Origin of the sequence: Staphylococcus sp. GDY8P85P (genome assembly GCF_017892405.1) — a bacterium.
Taxonomy (GTDB): Bacteria; Bacillota; Bacilli; order Staphylococcales; family Staphylococcaceae; genus Staphylococcus; species Staphylococcus borealis.
Genome location: NZ_JAESLA010000034.1, coordinates 45,180 through 67,938, shown reverse-complemented (window position 1 = coordinate 67,938; position 22,759 = coordinate 45,180). Strand labels below are relative to the sequence as shown.

21 protein-coding genes are annotated in these 22,759 nt (G+C 34.5%); 13 read left to right on the top strand and 8 right to left on the bottom strand.

Annotated features, from left to right (window positions below; translation table 11 throughout):
* The first annotated feature begins 4 nt into the window (after positions 1-4).
* Both gtfA and gtfB read left to right on the top strand, forming a co-directional pair.
* Complete coding sequence (gene gtfA / locus KA828_RS08265) at positions 5-1,513, top strand: accessory Sec system glycosyltransferase GtfA (protein WP_210126025.1); 1,509 nt, start codon at positions 5-7, stop codon at positions 1,511-1,513.
* Entirely contained in the window at positions 1,506-2,840 is a 1,335-nt protein-coding gene (gene gtfB / locus KA828_RS08260) for an accessory Sec system glycosylation chaperone GtfB (RefSeq protein ID WP_210126024.1), read from the top strand. Before gtfA ends, gtfB begins: the two co-directional genes overlap by 8 nt.
* 180 nt (positions 2,841-3,020) lie before the next feature.
* On the opposite strand, the gene KA828_RS08255 is transcribed toward gtfB, so the two are convergent.
* Positions 3,021-3,212 carry a hypothetical protein gene (locus KA828_RS08255; RefSeq protein ID WP_210126023.1) on the bottom strand — a complete coding sequence of 64 codons (192 nt, stop codon included), beginning with the start codon at positions 3,210-3,212 and terminating at the stop codon, positions 3,021-3,023.
* Between the two features lie 223 nt (positions 3,213-3,435).
* Here KA828_RS08255 and KA828_RS08250 point away from each other — a divergent pair, with 223 nt between their 5' ends.
* The 4 genes from KA828_RS08250 to KA828_RS08235 all read left to right on the top strand — a co-directional run bounded on the left by KA828_RS08250 (position 3,436) and on the right by KA828_RS08235 (position 6,348).
* The gene (locus KA828_RS08250) at positions 3,436-4,419 is read left to right on the top strand and encodes a DUF4352 domain-containing protein (RefSeq protein WP_245336074.1); all 984 of its coding nucleotides are present in this window, start codon (positions 3,436-3,438) and stop codon (positions 4,417-4,419) included.
* Between the two features lie 14 nt (positions 4,420-4,433).
* Complete coding sequence (locus KA828_RS08245) at positions 4,434-4,790, top strand: hypothetical protein (RefSeq protein WP_210126022.1); 357 nt, start codon at positions 4,434-4,436, stop codon at positions 4,788-4,790.
* 77 nt (positions 4,791-4,867) lie between these two features.
* A complete protein-coding gene (locus KA828_RS08240) occupies positions 4,868-5,344 on the top strand; it encodes a peptide-methionine (S)-S-oxide reductase (protein ID WP_210126021.1) in 477 nt (158 codons plus the stop codon).
* A 158-nt stretch (positions 5,345-5,502) separates the two neighbouring features.
* Positions 5,503-6,348: an SDR family oxidoreductase gene (locus KA828_RS08235; RefSeq protein ID WP_210126020.1), complete on the top strand. Its 846-nt coding sequence runs from the start codon at positions 5,503-5,505 to the stop codon at positions 6,346-6,348.
* 63 nt (positions 6,349-6,411) lie between these two features.
* Here the strand turns inward: KA828_RS08235 and KA828_RS08230 are convergent, their stop codons facing one another.
* Together KA828_RS08230 and KA828_RS08225 are read right to left on the bottom strand one after the other, a co-directional pair.
* A complete protein-coding gene (locus tag KA828_RS08230) occupies positions 6,412-6,771 on the bottom strand; it encodes a DoxX family protein (RefSeq protein ID WP_037538195.1) in 360 nt (119 codons plus the stop codon).
* Between the two features lie 18 nt (positions 6,772-6,789).
* Positions 6,790-7,842 carry an LLM class flavin-dependent oxidoreductase gene (locus tag KA828_RS08225; protein ID WP_210126019.1) on the bottom strand — a complete coding sequence of 351 codons (1,053 nt, stop codon included), beginning with the start codon at positions 7,840-7,842 and terminating at the stop codon, positions 6,790-6,792.
* A gap of 235 nt (positions 7,843-8,077) precedes the next feature.
* On the opposite strand from KA828_RS08225, the gene KA828_RS08220 reads away from it, so the two are divergent.
* From KA828_RS08220 to KA828_RS08205, 4 genes are all read left to right on the top strand, one after another.
* Complete coding sequence (locus KA828_RS08220) at positions 8,078-9,256, top strand: MFS transporter (protein ID WP_210126037.1); 1,179 nt, start codon at positions 8,078-8,080, stop codon at positions 9,254-9,256.
* A 291-nt stretch (positions 9,257-9,547) separates the two neighbouring features.
* Positions 9,548-10,549, top strand: a complete 1,002-nt coding sequence (locus tag KA828_RS08215; protein ID WP_210126036.1) for an NADP-dependent oxidoreductase — start codon at positions 9,548-9,550, stop codon at positions 10,547-10,549.
* 20 nt (positions 10,550-10,569) lie between these two features.
* Positions 10,570-11,262, top strand: a complete 693-nt coding sequence (locus KA828_RS08210; RefSeq protein WP_053016278.1) for a type 1 glutamine amidotransferase domain-containing protein — start codon at positions 10,570-10,572, stop codon at positions 11,260-11,262.
* Between the two features lie 27 nt (positions 11,263-11,289).
* Positions 11,290-11,463, top strand: coding sequence for a hypothetical protein (locus tag KA828_RS08205; protein WP_210126018.1), 174 nt, complete (start codon positions 11,290-11,292; stop codon positions 11,461-11,463).
* Between the two features lie 44 nt (positions 11,464-11,507).
* Here KA828_RS08205 and KA828_RS08200 read toward each other — a convergent pair whose 3' ends face one another.
* The 5 genes from KA828_RS08200 to KA828_RS08180 form a co-directional block, all read right to left on the bottom strand.
* A complete protein-coding gene (locus tag KA828_RS08200) occupies positions 11,508-12,077 on the bottom strand; it encodes a TetR/AcrR family transcriptional regulator (protein WP_193838832.1) in 570 nt (189 codons plus the stop codon).
* Positions 12,078-12,393: 316 nt separating this feature from the next.
* A complete protein-coding gene (locus tag KA828_RS08195; RefSeq protein ID WP_210126017.1) occupies positions 12,394-13,338 on the bottom strand; it encodes a glycine betaine ABC transporter substrate-binding protein in 945 nt (314 codons plus the stop codon).
* A 24-nt stretch (positions 13,339-13,362) separates the two neighbouring features.
* Complete coding sequence (locus tag KA828_RS08190; protein ID WP_210126016.1) at positions 13,363-16,047, bottom strand: MMPL family transporter; 2,685 nt, start codon at positions 16,045-16,047, stop codon at positions 13,363-13,365.
* Positions 16,048-16,349: 302 nt separating this feature from the next.
* A complete protein-coding gene (locus tag KA828_RS08185) occupies positions 16,350-16,517 on the bottom strand; it encodes a hypothetical protein (protein ID WP_174841335.1) in 168 nt (55 codons plus the stop codon).
* A gap of 332 nt (positions 16,518-16,849) precedes the next feature.
* On the bottom strand, positions 16,850-17,722 hold the full coding sequence (locus KA828_RS08180) for a LysR family transcriptional regulator (RefSeq protein ID WP_210126015.1): 873 nt from the start codon (positions 17,720-17,722) through the stop codon (positions 16,850-16,852).
* A 149-nt stretch (positions 17,723-17,871) separates the two neighbouring features.
* Between KA828_RS08180 and KA828_RS08175 the strand changes: the two genes are divergently transcribed.
* The 3 genes from KA828_RS08175 to KA828_RS08165 all read left to right on the top strand — a co-directional run bounded on the left by KA828_RS08175 (position 17,872) and on the right by KA828_RS08165 (position 22,719).
* Positions 17,872-18,483 carry a metallophosphoesterase gene (locus KA828_RS08175; RefSeq protein WP_210126014.1) on the top strand — a complete coding sequence of 204 codons (612 nt, stop codon included), beginning with the start codon at positions 17,872-17,874 and terminating at the stop codon, positions 18,481-18,483.
* A gap of 117 nt (positions 18,484-18,600) precedes the next feature.
* Entirely contained in the window at positions 18,601-20,697 is a 2,097-nt protein-coding gene (locus KA828_RS08170) for an LPXTG cell wall anchor domain-containing protein (protein ID WP_348634777.1), read from the top strand.
* A gap of 447 nt (positions 20,698-21,144) precedes the next feature.
* The gene (locus tag KA828_RS08165) at positions 21,145-22,719 is read left to right on the top strand and encodes a YfcC family protein (protein ID WP_053029023.1); all 1,575 of its coding nucleotides are present in this window, start codon (positions 21,145-21,147) and stop codon (positions 22,717-22,719) included.
* Positions 22,720-22,759 lie beyond the last annotated feature (40 nt).

Below are 22,759 nucleotides of genomic sequence, written 5' to 3'. Positions count from 1 at the left end.
ATAAGTGACAATATATAATATCAATTTTGGCATTGGATGGGCGAGCAGTGGTGTAGAATATGCCCAAGCTTATCGTGCTAAATTATTAAGAGCGGTCAATCAACCAGCTAAATTTATTTTTCTGGACTTTATTTCCGCAGAAAATATTCAAACGTTAACAGCCAATATCGGGTTTAAAGATGATGAAGTGATATGGTTGTATCAATATTTTAGTGATATTCCCATTGCACCAACAACGTATACTATTGATGATTTGATTAACGATTTAGGTAATCCTGTCACTGCCCAAACCATCACGGGTAAAACGATTCGTTTATACATTGGAAATGATAATTCATATGTGAGTTGTTATTTAAAAAATGAAAATGACACAATTGTCGATCGTGCAGAATTTGTCATTAACGGTATGTTAGTGCGAAAGGATTACTATAGCTATGTACGTACATTCTCAGAGTATTATGCACCATATGAAAATCGTGCCAAGTTATATAAGAGACAGTTTTATAATGAAGATGGTTCTATTGCTTATAAGGAACATATTGACGGAGAATCCAGTGTGTATGTATTTGATGATGCACGTTTATACAGTAAACAAGCGTTTGTAGCTTATTTCATGGAGAAATTAAACTTAAACGCGAATGATGTTGTCATTATCGATCGTTCAACTGAAGTGGGGCAAGCGATTTTGGAACATAAAGGACAAAGTAAAGTCGGCATCGTTGTGCATGCAGAACATTATAGTGACAATGCTACAGATGACCGTTATATTTTGTGGAATAATTATTATGAATATGTCTTTACGCAAGCACCTTATATTGATTTTTACATTACAGCAACAGACCTACAAAACCGGATTCTAACAGAACAATTCGAAACCTATACCGCACATCAACCTCGTGTTCGTACCATACCTGTTGGTAGCTTACATCAATTGAGTTATCCAAAGACGGAGAGAAAGCCATATTCAATGCTTACAGCTTCAAGATTAGCGAGTGAAAAGCATGTAGATTGGATAGCGCTAGCGGTCATTAAAGCTAAAAAAGAGGTACCACAGTTAACATTTGATATATATGGTCATGGGAACGAAAGAACGAAGATTGAAGACATTATTACGGAACATCAAGCGCAAGATTATATTCAGCTAAAAGGGCATGTGAAATTAGATGATATCTATGCCAACTATGATTTGTTTATGTCAGCATCAACAAGTGAAGGCTTTGGCTTAACGCTAATGGAAGCGGTAGGTTCAGGACTTGGAATGATAGGTTTTGATGTGAATTATGGCAATCCAACCTTTATTAAGCATGGTGAAAATGGCTACCTCATTCCTATCGATAGGGATAACCAAGATATCGAGGTTATTACTGATCATATGGCTGAGAAAATCGTGCAGTATTTTAATGATGGACCTAAGCAACCACATGACACGTCGTATACTATAGCAGAACCATTTAAAACCGAGTATATTACGCAAAAATGGCAAAATCTAATCGATGAGGTGCTATATGATTAATTTATTTGAAAAATATGATGAAGCATCACAAAAACTTCAACAATCACTTCAACTTGCAGGCTTTCAGCATCAAACTATTGTGATGGACGATGATGGTTTTTTACCTGACGGCTTTTTATCACCTTATCAATTTTTTGCAAATTACGAACATAAGAATAGTGATAAAGCAGCCTTTTTCAATGAAGTTCAAGTACCACCATTATGGGAAATTAAAGGTAATCATGATCAAGCTGAAATTATAGATAACGGTCATGTTCGAGGTCGTATCTTTTATCGTGAACACTTTAAAAATAGAATCGTAAACTTTGTAGAATGGTTTGATACAAATGGCCAACTGCGGTCGGTTGATTTTTACAATAAAGATGGCTTTAAATATGCGGAAACGATATATGATTTAAATAAAACGGCAATCTTGAAAACGTATGTGGATCGACAAGGCAATGAGGTATTATACGAGAACTTTATCACTAATGATATTGTCTTAGATTGGCAAGGTCAGTCGCATTTCTTTGCGACGAAGCAGGACTTTATCAGCTTCTTCTTAGAACAATTAGATGTTGATACATCAGACGTCTTTATTAATTCATTAGCGACACCTTTCTTTGTATTATACCAATCGAATCATATTGCAAATGCAGTGTTGTTTTGGCAGGAACAGAGTTATGGAGATGTCCCGGGAAATATGAAGTTATTGCTAGATAATGGGCGCTTTCATGCAAGTGTAATTATCCCAGATCGTGTAGAGTTTGAAAATATTACATCCAATATTGCATCACATTATCGTCCATTGATTCGTCAAGCGGGTTATGTGTATGATTATCAGAAATCCAATCAATATACGAAACAAATACTCAATTTAACAAATTCTGATGATATTCCAAATTTGGAAAAGATCATACAGCAATGTAAAGATTATCAATTTCATATAGGTGCGATTACTGAAATGTCCGCTAAGTTAATGGACTTAGGCAAATATGATAACGTTAAACTCTATCCAACCATTACTCAAGAAAAGGTTCATCACTTATTCGCAACTTGCGATGTTTATTTAGATATCAATAAGGGTGGCGAAATTGTAAATGCCATTGAGCGTGCAATGCTTAATAATCAATTGATTATAGCTTATGATGAAACCGCACATCGCCGTGCATTTATTTCAGAAAAGAATATCACTCAGCAAAGTGAGCCACAACAGTTAATTGAAATATTGAACGAAGTCGCACAAGATAAAAAACAATTCAAACAACGTATTGTTGCGCAACAAGAGAAGAACAATAGCATTGATCAACGTGCATTTAAAACGATAGTTAATGATGCGATACAATAATTTTAAGAGAGAACTTTAAAGTTTCATACTTGTTGAAAAGCAAGCGGGGAGTGGGACAACGAATTCAAAAGAATTCTGTCCCACTCCCTTCCTATTTCTCTAGTAATCATATCCAGACACTTAATTTTAGTAATTGAGGAGGGAGTTTAACGAATCATTTCATATAATCCACCTTTATGTTTAAGTGATTAGTATAAATGTTGGTATATAGAATAGCACGTATAATAAAAAGAATAATATAGGCAATTTAAAATTAGGGGAATAATCTTTGTCTCTTAACCATGAAAGTATTTGATAAATTCCTGTAAGAAATGCTACTGCTAAACTCCCCATTGAGATGAGTAATAATATTGAAGCTATGATATTAGTCATTTGTCTGCACTCCTTTTATCCAATTTGTAATATCAGTCTAAAAAGTAATTCTGAAAAAGTTATGAATAAACATCTATTTTGGTTTGCAAAATTTTGTAACGCACTAATCGACTAAATTAATTAAATTAAATATAAAAAATATATTGCTTTTTAAGTTTTAAAATATAAAATAATATATGTAAATAGTATTCTTTTAATTTACAAAAAAGATGAGGAGGCTAATATGAAAAGATTATTTTTTATAAGTATTATATTTTTAATTTTTTTAGGAGGATGTTCTTTCAGCGACAACAAGGATGAGGCTGAGGGTGAAGAATCAAATAGCAAGGCAAAAGCTACGGACAAAATGAAGAAATTTAAAATAGGACAAGTTGTGGATGCTGATGGTGTAGATATCAAAGTTGTTAAAGCGGAATTTATTGATCATTACACTGACTACAATGCGCCTGAAAATGGCAAAGCCTTGAGAGTATACATAAAATTTAGAAATAATAATGATGATCAAGTTTTAATGGATAATACAGATTTTAGTATGAAAGTGAATAATGAGAATTATGAAGAATGGTATGGAAGCGAAGACATGCATGAAGGGTTCAGTCATCAATTGAATCATAATAATACGGCTTCAGGATACATTACCTATGATGTACCCGATAGTGATCAATACACGTTAGAGTTAGATACAGTACCTAACTTCAATAAAATAAGAGGCCAGTGGATTATCAATAAATCAGAAATTAAAAATTCAAATGGCACCAAAGATACTTCGGCTGACTCAACTACTGATGTTGAAGATGAGTCAGAATCAACCACTAATAATAAAACTAAAGATACAGATCAAGCTGATGTTGGTGTGACGTATCCAGCATATATGTATAATGCCTTGGTAGATGAATATAATTCACTTACTGACGGGGAAAAGATGAACCATGTCTCTAAAGATGTATTAGAAATTGAATATGATCAATTAGAGGCACGTGTAGAAGCATTATATGAAAAAGAAAATGCAAAAGCACAAAAGGAATATGAAAAAGCAATGCAAGCATATGAAGATCAATTGGCACAAGAAGAATATGAACAGCAACAAGCTGAAGAAGCTGCCAATGAAGCATCAGAGTCTGATGACAATTCAAGTGGACCTGGTTCTGATGAGCCACCAGTAGACAGTCATTCAGAAGATGCAACTTCTGAAGATGATGCAGCATAATGAAGGAGACAACAATGGCGTATATAGACATGAATAAACCTAAACCAACGAATCAGATTGTAGAAATGATTTTAGGAATAACAGGAAGTATATTTGGTATTATTGGAGGATTAATAGCGCTAATACTTACAGACTATGATAGAAGGTATGGTTCTGAATTAACAGGATTAATGACTGTTGTAGCCACTAGTTCTATTATTTTATGTGCTATTACTTTAGCTCTGAGTTGTTTAATAAATAAAAGACGTATTCTAATTGGAATTATACTCATTATTGCTGCAATTATTCATATATATTTATTAGGATTTTTTGGTTATTTATCAGGCATTTTAATTATTGTTGCAGGAATCATTGCGTTAGTTAGAAAATAATTTGATGGAATAGAAGGAAACGATAACAAAGTGCCTTCTATTTTTTTATAATTAAGATTAGAAACGAGGTGCTAGAGATGGAAACAGTTTATATTGCAGGTGGATGTTTGTGGGGTGTCCAAGCATTTATTAAAACATTGCCGGGGGTCTTAACGACCGAAGCGGGACGTGCAAATGGGACCTCTCCGCAACGGAGTGATACATATGATGGTTATGCAGAATGTGTTAAAACGACGTTTGACCCTATGGTATTAACAATTACTGATTTAATGAATTACCTTTTCGAAATTATAGATCCGTATAGTATTAATAAACAAGGTGTAGATGAAGGGCCAAAATATCGTACAGGGATATATAGTGAGAAGGCGGAACACCTTGAAGAAGCACGAAGCTTCATTTCTAGTCGACCCGATAAGGCGCGTATTGCTGTAGAGGTATTACCCTTAAATAACTATGTTCCAAGTGCGGATGAACATCAGGACCGACTCGAAAAACATCCAGAGGATATCTCATATTGTCATATTAGTCGTGAGATGTTGCAAAAATATCTTTAACTGCGATCAAGTTTTCTCAAAATATTAAATTCTATAACGTCCTGCAATATTTTTCGGAAAAGATTATGCATAACAAAGCTTATTTAGGCAATATCATAACTATAGGAAGTATAATAAAATAAGAATTATTTAAATATAAAGAGAAAGAAGCGATAAATATGACTATTTTACTCACTGGGGCAACAGGCCATCTTGGTTCACATATAACGGAACATGCTATTAAAGAACAGTTATCTGATTTCAATATTGGTATACGAAATCCAGATAAAATGCCAGCGCATTGGAAAGATAAAGTTAATGTTCGAGAGTTAGATTATTTTAATAAAGAAAGTATGGTTGAGGCATTTAAAGGTATTGATACAGTTGTATTTATTCCAAGTATCATTCATCCATCATTTAAACGACTTCCAGAAGTCGAGAATTTAGTTAGTGCAGCTCAAGAAGCCAACGTTTCACACATCATGTTTATTGGTTATTATGCAGATCAACATAATAATCCATTTCATATGAGCCCATACTTTGGCTATGCGGAACGTTTGCTAGCCTCTAGTGGCTTACATTATACGTATGTCAGAATGGCGATGTATATGGATCCGTTGAAACCTTATTTACCAGAACTTGCAAAAATGCATAAATTAATTTATCCAGTAGGAGAAGGGCGTATTAATTATATTTCAAGGGACGATATTGCCAGAGGAATTGTCGCGTTATTACAACAACCGGATAAGTTTGGACAGAGATATTTACTATCAGGTTATAGCTATTCTATGACAGAGTTAGCAGCAATACTTTCTGAAGCATCAGGTACTAAGATTGAGTACGATCCTGTTTCTTTTGACACATTTGCAGAAATGTACGATGAACCGAAAGGATTTGGCGCATTGCTAGCGTCAATGTACGATGCGGGCGCAAGAGGTTTACTCGACCAACATTCAGATGACTTTGAACAACTTGTTCATGATAAACCACAAACTTTCCCAGAATTTTTGAAAAGTGATCAATAAAGAAAGTAGGACGTGTGATAGCATTAATCACACGTCCTACTTTCATATTATAGTTAAATTGTATTATTTGTTATCGCAATCGAAAGTATCAGCGAAACTTAAAGCAGCTAAGCCTAATAAGTCTAAAGCGTGTTGAGCGCCTTCTTTACCATGGCCAGCTTCAAAGTGTTTGTAAGCAGCAACGCCTAATACACCGAAAGTAGCGATTGAACCTAAACGTGATAAGTTTTTGTTTAAGAAACTTGCAGCATAAAAAGCAGCAGCAGCAGCTTCTACAGTACCAGCTAATTTAACTGAACTTTCTGGTAAACCAAATACATTTTGGAATGTGTCTTTCATTTCTTGGTCACCTTTTAATTTAGGTTTTGAAGCAGTGTATAATTCTTTAGCAAGTTTTAAGTTTGCAGCATAACGTAAAATCATAATTTAAAAATCTCCTTTTTATTTGTTTTCAAAGTATTTATCAACAATAGGTTTAACGCGTTCGCCAAATAGACGGATTGATTTCATTACATTCGCATGAGGCATTGAGCCTACAGGTGTATGAATCATGAAACGGTTAAGACCTAAGGTTTCCACAGTATCAATAATCTTTTGGGCAACCGTTTCAGGACTACCCAGGTAGATTGCGCCATGACTTCCAATTTCTCGTTCTAACATATTCTCATCAAAGCTAGGCCAACCACGTTCGCGACCTAAAATGTCATGATGTGCTTTCAAAGAAGGGAAGAATTCTTTCTTAGCTTCTTCATCAGTTTCAGCGATGTAGCCCCATGAGTGCACCGATACAGATAATTCATCTGGATTATGACCGTATGATTCTGCAACGGATTTATAAATCTCAATATTACGTGTAAATCGTCTAGGATTACCACCAATAATCGCATACGTAATCGGCAATCCAAAGGCACCTGCTCTTAATGAGGATTCAGGTGTGCCACCAGTTGCGATGGAAATAGGTAATTTACCATGCTCGACACGAGGATATATACCTGTTGGGTCGAAACTTGGACGTAACTTACCTTCCCAACTTACGACTTCATGTTCGTTAATCTGTAATAACAGTTGCAATTTCTCATTAAATAAATCTTCGTAGTCATTTAAATTATAACCGAATAATGGAAAAGATTCGATGAATGACCCTCGACCAATCATAATTTCAGCACGCCCATTAGATACAGCATCTAACGTCGCATAGCGTTGATACATACGTACTGGGTCATCTGATGATAACACAGTTACTGCTGAAGATAATTTAATATGCTTCGTACGCGATGCTGCAGCAGCAAGCACAGTGACTGGATCTGATACAGCATAATCAGGACGATGATGTTCGCCTAATCCATATATATCTAAACCTAATTGATCTGCTAATTCAATTTCTTCTACAATATCGCGAATTCTTTGCGCATTTGACACGGCGGGTTGTGTACCATCAGGCATCACCATATCACCATTGTCTGCAAATGAAGTCAAACCTAATTCTATTTTCAACACGTCACCTCCATTGGTATAAAATTTATACTAGAATTGTAGCCCTTATTTTAGGAATAGTCAATAGAAATGTTTCGAATTAGAGATTTTTTTGAAAAGGGTGATGTATAAATTTATTAAATGCATGAACTTTAAAAGTATTTCGTCAATTTTAAGTGGTCTTTTGAAAAGTAGTCGAAAGTGTCATAATAGAAATGTTGTAGAAAACATTGAAGAAGGGAGAAGCAAAATGTCTATCCAAAAACCAATGAATTATAACAAAATAACAACCATATTTTTTATTGCTGGAATTATCGTTATGAGTAGTTTATATACTGCTATCCCATTAACAGCAGAATTTGCGAAAGACTTTAAAATTCCACAATCCATTGCAACGTTAAATGGTGTTGCATTTTCCATTACATATTCAGTGAGTTGTTTGTTTTATGGTACTATTTCAGAAAAATATGGACGTATTCGTACTATATTATTTGGTATTAGTGGGTTAGTGCTTATTTGCTTAGTTATAGGATTTGTACATTCTTTCACGATACTTGTTATTTTAAGAGCCATACAAGGCATATTTGCCGCTACCTTTTCACCCATATCTATCACATATGTCACAGAAACCTACGCGCCGGTTAAACGTATGACTGCGATCAGCTTTATAAGTACAAGTTTTATGCTATCCGGGATTATTGGTCAAAACTTAAGTGAAATTATCGTTGGCTTTTCTAATTGGCACATGGTTTATTTCACATTAACGGTGCTTTATATTATCCTAGCTTTCGTTATTCTTAAACAAATTCCTGAAAGCCCAGTGAAAAATCCAAACATTCAGTTACTTAAATTCTTTAATAATTTTAGTGATTTTAAGACAAATAAAGCAGTGCTACTATGTTATGGTGTGTCGCTAACACTATTAACGATGTTTATTAGTATGTATACAGTGTTTAATAATTACGTCACGTCCGATACGATTGGTGGAAATGAAACGACTGCGATTAACGCTAAATTGTTTGGTATTATAGGTATGCTACTGTCACTTGTAGCGGGGCGTATTAGCGACCGCATTGGCGTTAAAAATCTTATCTTAGGTGCACTCATTGTGAGCACAGGTTCGCTTATCTTAATGTCTATGACAACGAATATCGTATTACTCATATTTTGGAGTGTGCTATTTGTAAGTGGCATTGCCTTCGCAATCCCATCAACGATTTCTAAAGTAGGGTTAACCGTGAATGGTAACCAAGGCTTCTTTTTATCAGTTAATACATTTATTTTATTTTTAGGTACTGCGATTGCGCCAGTATTAAGTATTGTGTTAAATGCGATTTCAAGCTTTACAATCCAGTTTAATATCATTGCCGCCATTGGCATTATAGCTATCATAATTGCTTTATGCCTGCCACGTAGAAAACACGAAGTAAGATAACGAACGCGTCTATTATTAATCTGCTTTGCAAAGTTATCAGCTGCCTGAACTATCAAGTCGCTTATATCAATCTTTTCTAAATTTTAGGTATCCTTGCGGGAAGGAATCTAACATATAAAATCTCAAAAAAGAGTTTACAAGCTATGCAAGACAGAGTGGAATAATGAATTCTGAATGAATTCTATTCCACTCTTTTTTGTTTAATCATATTAATAGTAAACAACTATCAACCGTACTATAATGAATAACAATTCAAATAGAGATAAAGGAGAAGTGCCTATGAAAACGGATATGCGCGCAATGGTTGTACATCAATATGGTGATTACCCAGTACAAGAAACACGTATGCCCTTACCAAACATGAATCCTAACGAGGTTCGCGTTCAAATTAAAGCGGCAAGCGTTAATCCAATTGATTTTAAAATTAGAGATGGCGGACTTAAAATACTGTTGAAATATGAATTTCCATTAATTCTAGGAAACGATTTCTCAGGTATTATCACAGAAGTGGGTGCTAATGTTACAGCGTATCAGGTCGGTGATAAAGTCTATGGTCGGCCACGTAAAACTAAAATTGGTACTTTTGCAGACTATATTTCAATTGATGCGTCAGAAATAGCACCGATGCCTAAAAACTTATCTTTTGAAGAAGCAGCCAGTATTCCATTAGTCGGTTTAACATCATACCAAGCCCTTAATGAAGTCATGCAATTACAGCGTGGTGATAAAGTATTTATTCAAGCGGGATCAGGTGGTGTCGGCTCATTTGCGATTCAATTAGCAAAAGCTATGGGACTATATGTTGCTACTACAGGAAGTCATCGTGGTAAAGCACTTATTGAGTCACTCGGTGCAGATCAATTTATTAATTATAAAGAACAAGACTTCGCGCAAGAACTTAATGATTATGATGGTGTCTTCGATACATTAGGTGGAGATAACTTAGAAAAGTCATTCGAAATCTTGAAACCAGGTGGCACAATTGCATCAGTGTCTGGTGTTCCAACAGATAAAAATGCTAGAGATTTAAATCTAAATATTGGTAAAGAAGCGTTATTACGCGTTGCTTCTTATAGATTAAGACGACGTGCCCAACAGTTTAACGTCAATTATGACTTTTTATTTATGCATCCAAGTGGCACTCAATTAAAAGAAATTAGTCAATTAATCGAAGAAGGCAAAATCAAACCAATTATTGATAAAGTGTTTGATTTTAAAGACACTCAGGCTGCGTTAGATTATTCAACGAGTGGTCGTGCTAAAGGTAAGATTATTATTAAAATGAATAATTAAGAAGGGTAGGTGTTAAATTTATGAAAAATATTATGATAGTGAACACAAGTGCAGATTATTTTGGTGATAATAGTAAACCAACTGGACTATGGTTAGGAGAACTTGTCCACTTTTACAATCAATTCAAAAATGAGGATGTAAATATTGATATTTATAACATGACTGGTGGGAATACACCAATAGATCCAGTTAGTTTATCTCCATTTATGTTAGACAAAGTAACAAAAGCATATTATAAAGATAATGACTTTATGAATCAATTGCGCTATGCACAACCAATATCTGAAGCCCTTGTAGAAGACTATGACGTTATATACTTCACAGGCGGGCATGGTGTGATGTTTGATTTCCCGGAAAATAGTGCCGTACAAAACGCTATCGAAACGATATACAATAAAGGTGGCATCGTTTCAGCAGTGTGTCATGGTATTGCAGCACTACTCAACGCAAAGAATAGCAGTGGAGAATATTTAATTAAAGATAAAGACATCACAGGCTTTTCTAACGTAGAAGAAGTATTAGCCAACCGTGACACATTAGTACCGTTTCATTTACAGAATGAAATAAAAAAACGTGGTGCTCATTATTCATTCCGACGACTACCATTTACGCCATATGTACAAGTTGATGGTCGATTGATTACAGGACAAAATCCACAGTCACCTAAATTAGTTGCCGAAGAAGTAAAAAAACAATTAAATTTAATAGATTAGGTTATAACATAGTAAGAGGTGATTTTAGTGGATAGATCAATGTTGACTTCAAATGCACTAAATCTTATTTTGATGATAATACTTATTGTATTCAATATGGTTAATATAGGTGTTTGGCCAATGGTCATACTAGCACTATTAATCATTGCTAATAGTATCTTCATGGTTTATAAAACAACAGGAGATAGAAAACGGAAGTAATCAATTAAAAAGCAATCTCACGCCTGGTTTGTGTGAGATTGCTTTTATTTGTTATGGCTATTTAGAGATGTTTCAAGCACGTTGTTTAATGTTTCAAACACTTCTTCAACATTGTAATTGTAGTCATTTTCGACCCAACGGCGTAGTACTTCTATTACGCCACTACTATAAAAATCGGCTACAATTTCAGGATGTTTACTTTCTCTAATCTTCTTAGCTAATGGATCATCTTGACGTTTGGAGTTATTAAGCATCATATCGCGACTCACATTGGTTAAGCTTCTAAATACATCAGCTTGACGCGATGATACTAATAAATGCTTGAAAATCTTTTTATTATTGCCAATAAAGTATATAAAATCTTCAAACGACTCTGGTGTTGTAATATTGGCTGACGTGTCACCTTTAGCTATAATTTGTTGAGTAATGAAATCAGGTAGGGTGTAGAGTAAATCGTATTTATCTTGAAAGTATCTGTAGAACGTACTACGGTTAATCTCTGCAATATCGCAAATTTTTTGAACAGTGATTTCATCAAAATGATAATCATGTAAAAGTACAAACACAGTTTCATGTATATGTTTAATCATACGTTTTTGATTTGCTGACGGCATTATCTGATGCTCCTATATCTTTAATCTTGTCAGATAGCCTGACGTAATAAGAGTAATTTATCACAATGACTTTTATATTTCCAAAAATAACCATTATGTAATGGGATTACATATGTGGATAGTGCAATTGAATATGAATCAAAAATAAAAAGTAAAATATGTGCGCAACACGTTTATAGTTATGAAAGGTTAATGTATACAAAAAATGAGAGCAAAATAGAAATCAATTGTGATAGAGATTTCCATTTTACTCCCATTTTAAATCATGCTATATCAAGCAAGCATGCCCCTTATTTAATTTCTCCCATGTGAAAGGTTATTTTGTATCAATACCGTCTAACCATTCATCCACTTTATTATCATTGTCGTCCACGTAGTCTTTAGCTACTTGTTCTGGATTTTTATTATTAACAAAGATTTGTTTAGCTAATTTTTCTTCATCAGATTTACTCCAGTCATCTGCGATACGTGTTGCAATTGTATATGCTGCAGGATGTGCTTCTTCAAAGTCTTTGTTAAATACTAAATCGATATGTTGATTGTTATTACCATAAATGTTGTCGGGATCTTTCAACATTTTAACGTCTAATTCTTTAGAGAACCAACTTGGTTCCATTGCTGTGAAGACAATTGGTTTTTGTTGTTTATAAGCTGACTGGATTTTTTTGAATTGTTCTTGGTCAGAGCTTTCTTTCAAGCTATATTTATCAAGATTGTCACTATCAAGTTCATCTTTCGTTTCTTTCATCACACCATTACGTGCATCTGTGCCTTGAATTGTCCAATCTACAGATTTACCGAAATCACTATCTTTTAAGTCGCTAATTGAATCAACGTCTTGTACATATTTAGGTACTGCTAAGCCAACTTTTGCGTTATCAATTAAATGTTTGTCATCATAAATAGTTAACTTACTTTTGAATTTATCGTAATAACTTTTATCAGTAGTAGGGAAGATACCTGATGCATGGAATGAATCAGTGTTCTCTGAGACAGCAGCATATAATGGACCGCTTGCTGTTACAGGTGTAGTCGTTACATCATAACCTGCTTTTTTCAATACTTCTGCTATCACTAGTGAACGTGGTGTGGAATTATCACTCGCGATATAGGGTATTTCGATTTCTTTATTACCAAGTGATGTTTGACTATCGTCAGATGAACCACTACCGCTACCACTATTACCACAAGCACTTAGCACTATGGCTAAGGCAAGTGTGGCTAGTAGTCCTATCACTTTCGAACTACGTCGTTTTAACATAACGTGTTTCCTCCTTTGTAATCATTAGTCTCTATATTCGTCATCGTGACGATGGTGAGATGGTCGGTTATATCTATCGTAAACACCTTTATTATTTTCACGAGCGTATAACATAAGTGCTTTAAATAATACATCTTGATCGACATTGCTATCAGTTAATTCTTTATAAAGATTTGTTGTTTTGTCGAAATTTGAATCGTGCTCATGATGACGATCGTTGTATTGTTCATCACTGTTATAACGATTTTCATCTTGTCTATCGTATTTGTCTCGATCGCGACGCGCACGATCATTATATTTATCGTGCTGACTATAATCGCCATTTTGCGTGTAAAGTGACGCATAATCAATATCATCATATTGGTTATCATAGTAATGATGTTGGTGCGTGTGGGTGTCGTGATGATGACCTAAGTGTACAGAACGATTATAATCTTCATCATTATAGTTGTGATTATCGTGATGGCTACCATTTTGATAACGATGATCTTGTTTGTCTGGGCTAGCGTATTCACCATGTCTATCGTTGTCATGATCTTTTTCAGAAGATGCGTCTTGATGTTGATCTTCTTCTAAAGCTTTACCTTCTACATCAATATTTGGCAATACTGAACCTAACCATTTAGGTAGGTACCATGAAGCTTTGCCGAACAGTTTAGTTAGCGCAGGAATCAATGTCATACGTACGACAAATGCGTCGAATAAGACACCAAATCCAAGTGCGATACCCATTGATTTGATTGCACTATCATCTTGGAAGACGAATGCAATAAACACACTGAACATGATGAGTGCTGCTGCTACGATGACAGGTCCACTTTCTTTAATACCGACACGAATTGAATGGTCATTGTCACCCGTCTTGCTGTATTCTTCATGGACACGTGTCATTAAGAATAACTCGTAGTCGATGGCAAGTCCGAATAACAAGCCAATTGTGATCACTGGAAGGAATGCAAGTAATGGTCCTGTATTTTCAATTCCGAATAAGCCACCCATAAAGCCGTTTTGAATAACTAATGTTGTGAAACCTAATGTAGCCATTAATGATAGGATGAATCCTAGTACTGCTTTTAATGGAACTAAGATTGAACGGAATACAATCATTAATAAGAAGAATGCTAATACAACAATAACGCCAGCGAATACTGGAATAGCGTTATTTAATTTTTCGGACATATCGATATTAATGACGCTTTGTCCTGAAATTTCTGTACTATAGTCATATTTTTCTTGAGCTTGACTGTGATAATCACGTAAGTCGTATACGAGATTTTCTGTAGATTGAGCGTTAGGTCCTTTTTCAGGAATAATTGTGAATAGTGCGTAATTGTTATTGTCAGTCAATTGCGCTTTTGACACGGTATCTACATTGTCGATATCTTCTAAATCGCTACGCATATTATTTAAGTCACGTTCGATAGTGTTTTTACTGCCACCATCTTTTGTATTAACTAACATAACGATTTGTCCGTTATAACCTTCACCAAAGTTATCTGAGATCAATTTATAGGCTTTATACTCTGATGAATCCGTTGGTTTTAAGCTGTCATCAGGAATACCTAAACGCATGCCACTCACTGGAATCGCAGCTAAGATTAAAATAATTAAACTCACAATCACTGCAATAACTGGTTTGCCTACAATAAATTTTGCCCAAGGGTGATCTTTAGGATCTTTACTTTTAGATGGTTTATCTTTAATTTTAATGCTCTTATGGAAGATACTAATCAGTGCAGGTAATAATGTTAATGCTGCTAATACTGCGAATAATACACTAATTGCTGAAGCGAATCCCATTACCGCTAAGAAATCAATGCCTACGAGTGACAATCCACAAACAGCAATCATAACGGTAAGACCTGCAAATATGACTGCACTACCTGCTGTACCAACTGCAGTTGCAATAGCTTCTACAGTATCGACACCTTTTTTCTTAAGTTCTTTAAATCTGAATAGAATAAAGAGTGAGTAGTCAATACCAACAGCTAAACCAATCATTACGGCTAGTGTAAGTGTGAAGTTTGGAATATCAAAGATATAAGTTAATAACGCAATGATACCAACACTTGAACCTAAGCCGATGATTGCACTAATAATTGGCATACCCGCTGCAATCAGCGAACCAAAAGTAATAAGTAAAATTACAAATGCTACGACGATACCAACAATTTCAGATGTACCACCAGGTTCGGCATTCATAGCGCCACCTTGTGTTTTCTCGATTCGAACATTATGGTTATCTGTTACATCTTTTAATTCTTTGTCGATGATATGTTTAGATGAATCTTTTAATCCAGTTTGTGGAACGACGTAACTTACGTTAGCGATCGCAGTGTCACCTTCATCGTTAACTTGTCCAGTGTCGTATGGATTTGAGATGTTTTGGATGTAATCATCATTTTGTCTGATGTTATCTAGTGCATCTTCAATATCTTTCTTCGTATCTTTATTATTCAATCCATCATTCTTATTAGAATGAAAGACAATTTTCATCGAGGCTTTTTCACTATCCTGATGAAATTCTTTACTGATTTTGTCGTTTGTGTCTAATGACTTAAGGCCGTTCATAGTAATGTCACTATCAAACTTAGGTGAGTTGATCATTAAAGGCGTAATAATGACACCTAGAATGACAAGCCATCCTATGACACTTAGCCATTTGTTTTTAGCTATAAATTTTCCTAATTTATATAATAGCTTTGCCAAGACATTTCCCCCTATTTCATTATGATTTTATTTGCTTAACCTATAGATAGTGTGTTGATGAATTGTGAGCAAGGATGTTACATCGCCATCGCAAATTAAGCTTATTTAAAATGTTACATTTGATAATGTAACAAGTTATACCCTTGTTCGGTACCATTAAAAGTTATATGACGTTGGAAAATGCAACACTTTGGAAGAAATGTTGGAGAAAATAGCATGATTTCGTGGGGATAATAAAAAAACAGGTAACCGTTTGAAGCTGGTGTACCTGAAGATGATAGGGTGTATGTATTAAGTTGTGGTTATTTTATTAAATCAAACAGGAGAAGTAATGCGCCAATTAATACAAAAATAACGCCTGGAATATAAATTTTTTCTCTAAGATCAATGTCACGCTGGTATGCAACAAATCGACTAATACCGATTAGAATAAGACCTAGGAGTAACAAGATGATGGAAAGAACAAGCATTAACATTGCCTCCTAATCAATAATATACTAAATAGCAAATTGATTAATATGAATATCTTTCATTCAAATCTATTATATTATGTGAACACATTTTTTTATAGCGATTTATTAATATAATGTAAAATTGTTATTATTTTTTAGAATATTTATTAACAAACTTTATGCTTTCTTAATATTTTATAAATATAATAATAAACTGATTTTTCAAACTATAAGTATTTAAATTGAATGAATGAGTCATCAAGGAACATCGTCATCGAAATAGTACATATATAAAAAAGCAATCACGTTAACGAAAGTCTAATCAACGTGATTGCTAAGGTATATGAAAGTTATTTAGCGTTATATATTAACGTAATAAAGTCTTGAATGATTGTAGTCAGATGTCTATCATTTCGATAAATGAGTGATATATAACTTGTCGTTGGGGCGTTAGGCAATTGTTTACTAATAATATTAGGATGATGACGAATGGCGTTTTCACTCACTAAACTTAAGTAATTAGAATCTTTAATCGTTGCTAGAATAATGCTAATACTATTTGTTTCCATATGGACATCTAAGTTGATAAAGTTCTTTTTTCGCCATTCATTAATGCTGTCTCGAGTTGAACCACCGTTGTGTATAATGAAACGATAGTTATTAATATCCTCAATTGTACATTGTTTATTTTGAGCTAGCGGGTGACGTTTATCCATAGCAAGTACGAGTGGGTTGTCGTGAAGACGTTTAACTTGTAGTTCACTTTCATTAAACCCTTTTTCGGCTATGACAGCAATATCAATTTTACGATTTTTGACTTGATCAATAATGACTGGTGCGGTATCTACCGTTAAGTTAATGTCTATATTTGGATGTTCATGCATATAGTTTTTAAAGGTTGAGGGCAAAATACTATAAATCGGCGCATGACTAGCACCCACTCTCAATGTACCTCGTTTAGATTGCTTAAAATCGTCCATCATATCTGTGGTTTCTTCAATTAAATTAATCATTTTAGTCGCATTTCGATAAAGTAATTCTCCGGCTTCAGTCAGGTTGAAATGTTTACCTTTCTTGAAATAGAGTGGTAAACCGCATTCTTTACTTAAGTTTTTAAAATGAAATGTTACTGTTGGTTGTGTGATGCCGAGCTTTTCAGCGACGGCGTTTTCATTTTGTGCTTCAACGAAATGTTTAAAAATGTGTAATTGCTTTGTATTCATAAATTGATTCCCCAAAATATATATTTTGTTTATACTATTTCCTATAATAAATAAAGAATTTTGAGCACACGTTAATAATTTGTTTAAAGTTAGTTAAACAGTGGTTTTATATTAGTATGCATTTAGCAGTAGGTTAGGAGAGAAGGCATATGAAAGAAAGGATACTGGTGGTTTCTGATATTCATGGACATCGGAAAGCGCTTGTCTCTCTTTTGAAAGCAGTAAATTTTAATGCTAGAAAAGATCAACTGGTTTTAATGGGAGATTATGTTAATAATGGTCCTGACTCATTTGGTACTTTAAAGTTAGTGAAGCGGTTAAAACGTCGAGGTGCACGTGCGTTAGCTGGAAACCATGAGATGCGTTGGTTGGAAAGTAAAGATAAAAAAATTAAACGATGGCATAAGTTTTTAAGAGAATTGTCTACGATTGAGGTTATCGATGATTACATATTTGCGCATGCTGGCATTGATACGTCAAAGCCTTTAAATAAACAAATCAAAGAATACACAACGGGGCATTATAATCACATTTTAAATAGAAACATCCCTAAAAATAAATACTTGATTCATGGTCATATCCCTAATTATCGCTATGGTTTTAAAAATGATGAGTTATATCAAAAGAAAAATATATTAGATATTGATACAGGTGCAGGTCATAATAAATTCTTGTCGCTTATAGATTTAACGAATGCGTATCAATATTCTGTTAAGGTCACAGATATGAGTAGCATTAACACGAAACGTATTAAATTATAAACATTTGCGATTAGTCAAAAAAGGAAAGCTTGTATTAGATTTCAATAAACAGAAGTATAAGTTTTAAAATAAATGTTATATAATGTAGTGGAATATTAATAAAAAAGGGTGACATGCGTGGATAAGCATAAACAACATTCTAAATTCAGTTCGTACTTAAAAGTGTCATGTTCAGTATTGTTAATGAGTGGAACATTCGTAGGCTATGGATTTACAAAGGATAGCTTTGCGCAATCAAATGACCATGCTAACAACACTTCAAGTGAAGTGAAAACGGTTCAAGGCCAACTTGATCTAGCGATAGATAAAGCGAAGACGAAAATTGATCGTTTAAAACACTTAAAAACGAACGAAATTAAAAGCTATAAACAAGATATTGAAGATGCACGTAACCAATCTGAAATAGATCAAATTGTAAGGGATGCACAAGCAGAAAATCGTATATCTGATGAAGAAAGTACTGAAGAAGCGGATCACAACGAAACACCTTCAACGAACGACGCACATTCAACGTCTAAACATTCGTCGGCAAATGAAGAAAATCAATTAGATGAATTAGATAAAATCATCACAGATTTAAATACTTTATCTGAAAAGGTTGATACTCATCAACAAAATGATGATTTGGAGTCAGAAGAAACAGTTAATGATCATAAACAGTTAAGTAGTGATCAACCATCAACGTCTGGAGATTCAAACCATTTAGAAAAAGAAAGTGATGATACGTCCGTCTTAGATAAATTAGACGATGTGAAAAATGATGTCGAATCAGTCAAAGACAATCAGCATACATCAGTGGAAGATACTGAAAGAGATGTAGAATCTACGACGCAAGATACCCAATCAGCAGCATCTTCTTCAGAGAATACGGCACAATCCCATTCAGATGGACGTGTTATAAATGATGTTAAACAAATGGATAAAGAGGATGTCATAAATCATCACGCAAACACGAATCATTCAGAAAGTGATGCACTTAACGCATTGAATGATAAGTTATCAGCTACTCAAAAAATTGATCAAGCTATTTCAAAAGTAGAAGGTGCACAAGACAATACAACTGAGCGATATAGTAATCGTAAACTTGAGCAATTAAGACAACTCGAACAACAAGTAAAACAAAACCAAAATTTGACAACTAAACAGAAACAAAATGTTGAAAATGATATAACAAATGTTCGACAAGATGTTAAAGCAAATCGAGATACAATTCTTGATCGCCTAGAACAATCAAAAGATAAACGAGCAACAGTTGACCAAATCATCGGAAGTGTCTTTAGTAAAAATGAGGCACAACATATAGCCAAAGAGATTAACACTAAAGGTCAATCAGATAAGCAAATTACAGACCAAGTGATGAAACAGCTAGATCGTTTGAAAACGACGACAAGCGATGACATCTTAGCATCCATGTTCGACCAAGCGCCAGATAAAGAAGCGTTAATTAAAACATTACTTTCAACGCGTTTAGGCAATAGTGAGGCATCACAAATTGCGAAACGACTTGCTAAAGCACAACTGTCTAATTCAGAATTAGTCAATAAAGTGAAACAAGAAATCAATGCACAACGAACAGTGACTGCAGATGATATTCTTAAAGATGTTCTCGAAAAATCATCAGACCGTAAACAAACGATTGAAACGTTGTTAGCGACAAAGTTAAATCAGTCACAAGCAAAAGCATTGGCAGATATCATTGCTAGAGCACAAACAGGTAAAGCAAACACGTTAGATTTAGTGAAGAATGCATTAAATGGTACTGCGAGCGATTTACTTCAACTACAAAATCAACTCGACAATGCCAAAAAGAATTTAAATTATATCTTAGCACCGATTACACAAAGACCATCACTACTTGATCGTATTAATGGTACTTCAAATCATACTACATCTAACTCAAACCTTCTTAACCAAGGGTCTCATGTATTAGACGGATTAACTGGTGGCAGTCTATTAAATGGCCTTAATTCAGGTGGTCATCTTTTAGATAGTATTGAAGACATTCCTAATCCAGTACAAGGGTTATCTTTAGGACATTTAGGAAACGATGATGGCTTTTTAAGTGGCTTATTTGATGATGATGGTAATTTATCTTTACCTAATACCGGGGAAGTAGTTAAGAAATCATGGTTACCGATAACCATGCTATTAGTGGTAGCGGGTGGTACATTGATTTGGTTAGGTCGCCGCAAACGACAACACACAAAACATTAAATATAAACTTATATTGTAAGTTACATTGCACACGTAATGTAGCACAAGCTAAACTGAGAAAATGCTTATAGTAAGCTTTTCTCAGTTTTTTTATGAGTATAAACGAATTTAATAGAGTCATGAGGAATGTTGACCCTGACTTGCGTATTTCAATTAGGAAAAGTGGATTAGAAAAAGAAAGCGTTTGCACAATTTACCAAAAATAGCAAGCGAATTTCGAGAAATTCTTGGTAAAGTTGTGTGAAATAATTATGAATTTATCTAAAATATTTACACTTTTATATATATTCATATTGATTGTAAATTGCATTAGACATACACTAATAGTGGAAAAAGAAATTGATATTTTTTTCACAAAGTCACTTATTTGACATATTTCAACAAAGTATAAGTTTTGAATGTGTAAGCATTTTCATAGATAAAAAATACTTGAAGGGGTTGAAACGCATGACACATACTAATGACGTAACTAACAGCACAAGCAAAGGACGGAAAAAACGATTCTCGCTTAAGATGCCCGGCGCATTTACAATTTTATTTATTTTAACTGTAATTGCGGTTATGGCAACGTGGATCATACCAGCTGGTGCTTATTCTAAGTTATCATATGATGGCGGTGCGCAAGAATTCAAAATTGTTGATGCGCATAATAAATCAAAAACAGTCCCTGGAACACAAGAGCAATTAGATAAATTAGGTGTAAAAATTGATGTAGACCAATTTAAATCAGGTGCCATCAATAAACCTATCTCAATTCCTGGAACATATGAACGATTAGATCAAAATCCTGCTGGACCAGACCAAATTACATCAAGTATGGTCAACGGTACGATTGAAGCCGTAGACGTAATGGTATTTATTCTCGTATTAGGTGGACTTATTGGTGTTGTACAAAAGAGTGGTTCATTCGAATCAGGACTCTTAGCACTGACTAAAAAAACAAAAGGTCATGAATTCTTACTTGTATTCATGGTATCTGTATTAATGGTATTAGGCGGTACGCTTTGTGGTATTGAAGAAGAAGCGGTAGCATTTTATCCAATACTTGTTCCAATCTTTATTGCAATGGGATATGACTCAATTATATGTGTTGGGGCAATCTTCCTTGCGAGTTCTGTGGGTAGTACATTCTCAACTGTTAACCCATTCTCAGTTGTTATCGCATCAAATGCAGCGGGTACAACATTCGTTGACGGTTTATACTGGAGAATCGCGGGCTTAATCGTAGCTACAATATTCACAGTAGGTTATTTATATTGGTACGCTAAAAAAATCAAAAAAGATCCAAAAGCATCATATACTTATGAAGATAAAGCTAAATTCGAGAAACAATGGTCAGTTATTAATGATGATGGTGCTGAAAAACCATTTACATTACGCAAAAAAATCATTTTAATTTTATTCATTCTACCATTCCCAATCATGGTGTGGGGCGTTATGACACAAGGTTGGTGGTTCCCAATCATGGCCTCAATGTTCCTAGCATTTACGATTGTAATCATGCTAATGGTTGCATTAGGTAAAGATGGACTCGGCGAGAAAGTCGTCGTCGATGCTTTTGTTGAAGGGGCATCAAGCTTGGTAGGGGTATCACTTATCATTGGCTTAGCACGTGGTATCAATATGATTATGAATGATGGCTTAATCTCAGATACAATCTTGAACTTCAGTTCATCACTTGTACAGGGTGTAAGTGGACCAATCTTCATTGTAATATTGTTGATTATCTTCTTCTTCCTAGGTTTCATTATTCCATCATCTTCTGGATTAGCAGTACTCGCAATGCCAATCTTTGCACCACTTGCTGATACAGTAGGAATTCCTAGATTTGTAATTGTTACAGCATATCAATTTGGTCAATATGCAATGCTCTTCTTAGCACCAACAGGATTGATTATGGCAACATTACAAATGTTAGACATGAAGTACTCTCATTGGTTGAAATTCGTATGGCCAGTCGTTGCCTTCGTATTCATCTTCGGTGGTGGCATGCTAATCACTCAAGTATTAATTTACTCTTAATAAATGAATTAAAAAGGTGGTTCACCCGGGTAGGGTGCAC